This window comes from Phyllobacterium sp., from assembly GCF_037994405.1.
GTDB lineage: Bacteria > Pseudomonadota > Alphaproteobacteria > Rhizobiales > Rhizobiaceae > Phyllobacterium.
This window is the reverse complement of the sequence record NZ_JBBNAN010000157.1, coordinates 1-4,253: the sequence shown is the minus strand read 5'-3', so window position 1 is coordinate 4,253 and position 4,253 is coordinate 1. Positions and strand designations below refer to the sequence as shown.

5 protein-coding genes are annotated in these 4,253 nt (G+C 57.8%); 1 reads left to right on the top strand and 4 read right to left on the bottom strand.

The annotated features are described in order from the left end of the window. From ttcA to rpsD, 3 genes are all read right to left on the bottom strand, one after another. Nucleotides 1–832 (bottom strand): tRNA 2-thiocytidine(32) synthetase TtcA (gene ttcA, locus AAAC48_RS09465; RefSeq protein ID WP_340653938.1); only part of this gene is annotated, 832 nt, incomplete at its 3' end. A gap of 86 nt (nucleotides 833–918) precedes the next feature. Continuing rightward, nucleotides 919–1,848, bottom strand: a complete 930-nt coding sequence (locus AAAC48_RS09460) for a glutaminase (RefSeq protein WP_340653937.1) — start codon at nucleotides 1,846–1,848, stop codon at nucleotides 919–921. Nucleotides 1,849–1,923: 75 nt separating this feature from the next. After that, a complete protein-coding gene (gene rpsD, locus AAAC48_RS09455) occupies nucleotides 1,924–2,541 on the bottom strand; it encodes a 30S ribosomal protein S4 (RefSeq protein WP_106662985.1) in 618 nt (205 codons plus the stop codon). A gap of 296 nt (nucleotides 2,542–2,837) precedes the next feature. On the opposite strand from rpsD, the gene AAAC48_RS09450 reads away from it, so the two are divergent. Beyond that, nucleotides 2,838–3,860: an extensin family protein gene (locus AAAC48_RS09450; RefSeq protein ID WP_340653936.1), complete on the top strand. Its 1,023-nt coding sequence runs from the start codon at nucleotides 2,838–2,840 to the stop codon at nucleotides 3,858–3,860. Nucleotides 3,861–3,889: 29 nt separating this feature from the next. Here AAAC48_RS09450 and AAAC48_RS09445 read toward each other — a convergent pair whose 3' ends face one another. Continuing rightward, nucleotides 3,890–4,078: a DUF3008 family protein gene (locus tag AAAC48_RS09445; RefSeq protein WP_340653935.1), complete on the bottom strand. Its 189-nt coding sequence runs from the start codon at nucleotides 4,076–4,078 to the stop codon at nucleotides 3,890–3,892. Nucleotides 4,079–4,253: the final 175 nt, after the last annotated feature.

The following is a 4,253-nucleotide window of genomic DNA, read 5'->3' as shown; positions in this document are numbered from 1 at the left end:
CCAACCCGGCAAAATCGAAGATCTTGCGGTCGAGCAGATGGCTCGGACGCGTGTTGGCGAGCGCGCGGATCATCGTCTCCTTGCGGCCCGGCATGCGCTTTTCGATGTCGGCCAGCATGGCCTTCATCATGTTACGCTGCAACCCGTCCTGACTGCCGCAAAGATCGCAGGGGATGATCGGGAACTGCATCGCGGCGGCAAACTTTTCCAGATCGTCTTCGGCGCAATAGCTCAAGGGCCGTAGCAGCATCAGGTCGCCTTCATCATTGAGCAGCTTTGGCGGCATGGCAGCGAGCCGGCCGCCGTGGAAAAAGTTCATCAGGAACGTTTCAAGAATGTCCTCGCGGTGATGGCCGAGCACCAGCGCCGAACAGCCCTCCTCCCGCGCGACGCGGTAGAGATGGCCGCGCCGCAGCCGTGAGCACAATGAGCAATAGGTCTGGTTTTCTGGTACCTTGTCCGTAACGATCGAATAGGTGTCGCGGTATTCGATGCGATGCTCGATGCCATTTGCCTTGAGAAAATCCGGCAGGATGTGCTTGGGGAAATTCGGCTGGCCCTGATCGAGATTGCAGGCGAGCAAGTCGACCGGCAGCAGCCCGCGCCATTTGAGGTCGAGCAGCAGTGCGAGAAGCCCGTAGGAATCCTTGCCGCCGGAAAGACCGACCAGCCAGCGCTCGCCGGGCTTGACCATAGCGAAATCCTCGAGCGCTTGCCGCGTGTTGCGCAAGAGCCGCTTGCGCAGCTTGTTGAATTCGACAGTGGACGGCACACCGAGGAACATCTGGTGACAACCGGCAGCATCGCTCAAATCTGGCTCATGAATGGTCATGTGAACACCTCATTGCGCCTTCATTGCCTCGCCAAGCGCTGCAAGGCAAGTCTAGAGCGGAGAACATTCAAATGGGATCAGTTCTATCATTGCCCGAACACCGACCAGCCCGTGCGCTGCGCCAGGAGCTCAAGCGCCGCCGAACCAAGCAGAGAATTGCCGTTCTCATTCAGCCCGGGCGACCAGACGGCGATCGAGGCCTTGCCGGGGGCGATGGCAAGAATGCCGCCGCCGACACCGCTTTTGCCCGGCAGACCGACGCGATAGGCGAAATCACCGGAGCCGTCATAGTGGCCGCACATCAGCATCAGCGCGTTGATGCGGCGGGCACGGCCCGGCGAAACGACGCTGCCGCCATTGAGTGGATTGCGCCCGGCGCAAGCGAGATAAAGCCCGGCATGGGCCAGTTGGCGGCATGACATGGCAACTGCGCAGTGGTGGAAATAGACGCCAAGCACGTGCTCGACCGGATGGTTGAGATTGCCGAATGCGCGCATGAAATTGGCCAGCGCGACGTTGCGGAAGCCGGTCTGCGTCTCGGAACGCGCGACATTGTGGTCGATGGCAATACTCTCATCGTTAGAAAGATGGCGGATGAATTGCACGATCTCGCCGATAGCTTCCTTGGGCAGGTGACCGGCAAGCACCACATCGGCGACCGCGATGGCACCGGCATTGATGAACGGATTGCGCGGCTTGCCCTTTTCCTGCTCGAGCTGGACGATGGAATTGAAGGCATTGCCCGATGGCTCGCGCCCGACACGCTTCCACAAGCCGTCGCCGATGGTGCCGAGCGCCAGGGTCAAGGTGAAGACCTTCGAGATACTCTGGATCGAGAAGCTGGTTTCAGCATCACCGGCCGCATGGACCTTGCCGTCAGTCGTTACCAGCGCGATGCCGAATTGCTTCGGGTCGACCGTCGCGAGCTCCGGAATGTAATCGGCAAGCTTGCCCTCGCCGATCCTGTCGGCAAGATCACGATAAACGCTGTCAACGACATCCTGAAGATCAGTCATGTCCAGGCTCCGGTTAGGTCAAAAAAAAGCCGCCCAAGATTGCTCCGGGCGGCCTCTTTTAAATCTGAAAACTGATTAACGCGAATAAAATTCGACAACCAGGTTCGGTTCCATCTGTACAGCGTAAGGCACATCGGAGAAGGCCGGAACGCGGTTGTACTTGGCAACCATCTTGTTGTGATCAACTTCGAGATAGTCAGGAACATCGCGCTCAGCCAGCTGAACCGATTCCAGAACGATCACGAGCTGCTTCGACTTCTCGCGCACTTCGATCACGTCGCCGGCCTTGCAGATGTAGGACTGGATGTTGGTGCGGCGGCCGTTGACGTTGACGTGGCCATGGTTGACGAACTGACGCGCTGCGAAGATCGTCGGAACGAACTTGGCGCGGTACACGATCGCATCCAGGCGCGACTCGAGCAGACCGATCAGCTGTTCGCCGGTGTCGCCCTTGCGGCGAGCGGCTTCTTCATAGGTCTTGCGGAACTGCTTTTCCGAAATGTCGCCGTAGAAACCCTTGAGCTTCTGCTTTGCACGCAGCTGCACACCGAAGTCGCTGAGCTTGCTCTTGCGGCGCTGACCGTGCTGGCCCGGGCCATATTCACGACGGTTCACCGGGGACTTCGGACGACCCCAGATGTTTTCGCCAAGACGGCGGTCAATTTTATACTTGGACGATTCGCGCTTGCTCATCGCATTTCCTTTCAAACAAATACGAACCGAAGTTCACACTTCGATTCAAGGAAACGCGCCCTCCTCTGCCTCCTGTTTGTGAAGACTGACAGAATGATTCACGCACGCTTTGCGAAATCACTCACGGGACACGTCAAATGAAACGCAGAGCTGTTAAGCCCTGCGCTGGGGTGGCTTCTAGTGTGAAGGTTTCATGATGTCAAGCGCAAGGCGCATGTTTCAGCGGATCACATAAATTGAAACCGATGCCACATTTGAGACGTTAGGGTGGACGCTCAACAGGAGTAGAGCCGGTAATGACCCTATTCTCGCGGCAGTCACGTTTGTCGACATTCGTTCTTCTATCCCTTACCGCCTGTATTGCAAGCACGATCCTCATCAGTTCTGCGGATGACGCGGATGCACGGCACAGGCGAGGACATCGCACCAAGGTCGTACGCCCGCCGTCCACGCCGGTCGTAGCATTGCCAGCCGTTGCGCCGATACCGGAGGCCAATCCACGCGCGGCCGCTGCACCGGAAACGCCCAAGCCCGAAGAAAAGCCAGCGGGCGAAATGCAGAAGGCTGATCCACAGACAACGCCCGTTCCTGAGCAAAAGCCGGCGCCGGAAGCCAAACCGGCGGAAAAGCCAGCAGAACCGGCCAAACCGGCCGAGCAACTCGGACCAAACCCGCTGCCGAAAGATGGTGTCGCTGACAAAGACGAGCAGAAGACAAACCATGAGGAAAGCATCGAAAAGGCTGAACCATCAACCTCGCCGGATCGGGTTTACCAGAATGCCTGTCCTGCCATCATGAACGGCGAGGTTCAGGGAGAGATCATTCCACCCCTTTCCGAAGGCGTCTGCGGCGAGCGTTCGCCATTGAAGATAACAGCTATCGGCAAGGACAACCCCGTCAAGCTGGCCGCCCCCATCACCACGAATTGCGCCATGGCCGGCTCACTGGCGAATTGGGTGGTCGAGGTGCAGAAGGAAGCGCAAAAGGATTTCGGCGCGGAAATCGAGACCATCACCACCGGCTCGGACTATCAGTGCCGCAAGGTTAATAATGGCCATAAGGGCCGGGTTTCTGAACACGCATTCGCCAATGCGGTCGACATCGTCGCGTTCAAATTCAAGAACGGCAAGACCACGGAACTGCAATCAGGATGGAAAGGCAGCCCGGAGGAGCAGACATTCTGGCAATCGCTGCACAAGGCGAGCTGTGAGCGCTTCATGACGGTGATCGGGCCGGACGGCGATGCTGCGCATCAAGGCAATCTGCATCTTGATCTTGGGTGCCATGGGAAAAGCTGCACAGCGCGCATCTGCCAGTAACAGAGTGCGCGCCGCGCTTGGTAGTTGAACTAATGTTTGGTCTTCTTCTTTGGCAGGTTCTTGCGGTCGGTCTCGGCGAACTCCTCAAGCTGCTTTTCACTCATCGAGTCATACATGCTCCTGGACGCACCTTTGAGTTCACTCTTTTTGGTCTGACCGCGTTTGGCGGAAAGCGCCGCACCGGCAGCCTTTTGCTGGGCCTGGGATTTTGCAGGCATTGTTTTTCTCCCTGTGAAATGTTGCACAGGAGAGAAAACGCAAAGAGTGGGTGGGGGTTCCAGCTCGTTCAAGCGTTGATGCCGATTATCCCTCCCCTTGCGGGAAAGAAAGCGATTTAGCCTCTTTGCTAAATCCTAGGGGCAGTTCAACGCGGGCAAATCCCCTCTCTTGCGA

Coding starts and splice junctions, on each gene's coding strand:
- AAAC48_RS09460 (WP_340653937.1), bottom strand. CDS start 1,848: ATGACTGATCTTCAGGATGTCGTTGACAGCGTTTATCGTGATCTTGCC.
- AAAC48_RS09445 (WP_340653935.1), bottom strand. CDS start 4,078: ATGCCTGCAAAATCCCAGGCCCAGCAAAAGGCTGCCGGTGCGGCGCTT.
- rpsD (WP_106662985.1), bottom strand. CDS start 2,541: ATGAGCAAGCGCGAATCGTCCAAGTATAAAATTGACCGCCGTCTTGGC.
- AAAC48_RS09450 (WP_340653936.1), top strand. CDS start 2,838: ATGACCCTATTCTCGCGGCAGTCACGTTTGTCGACATTCGTTCTTCTA.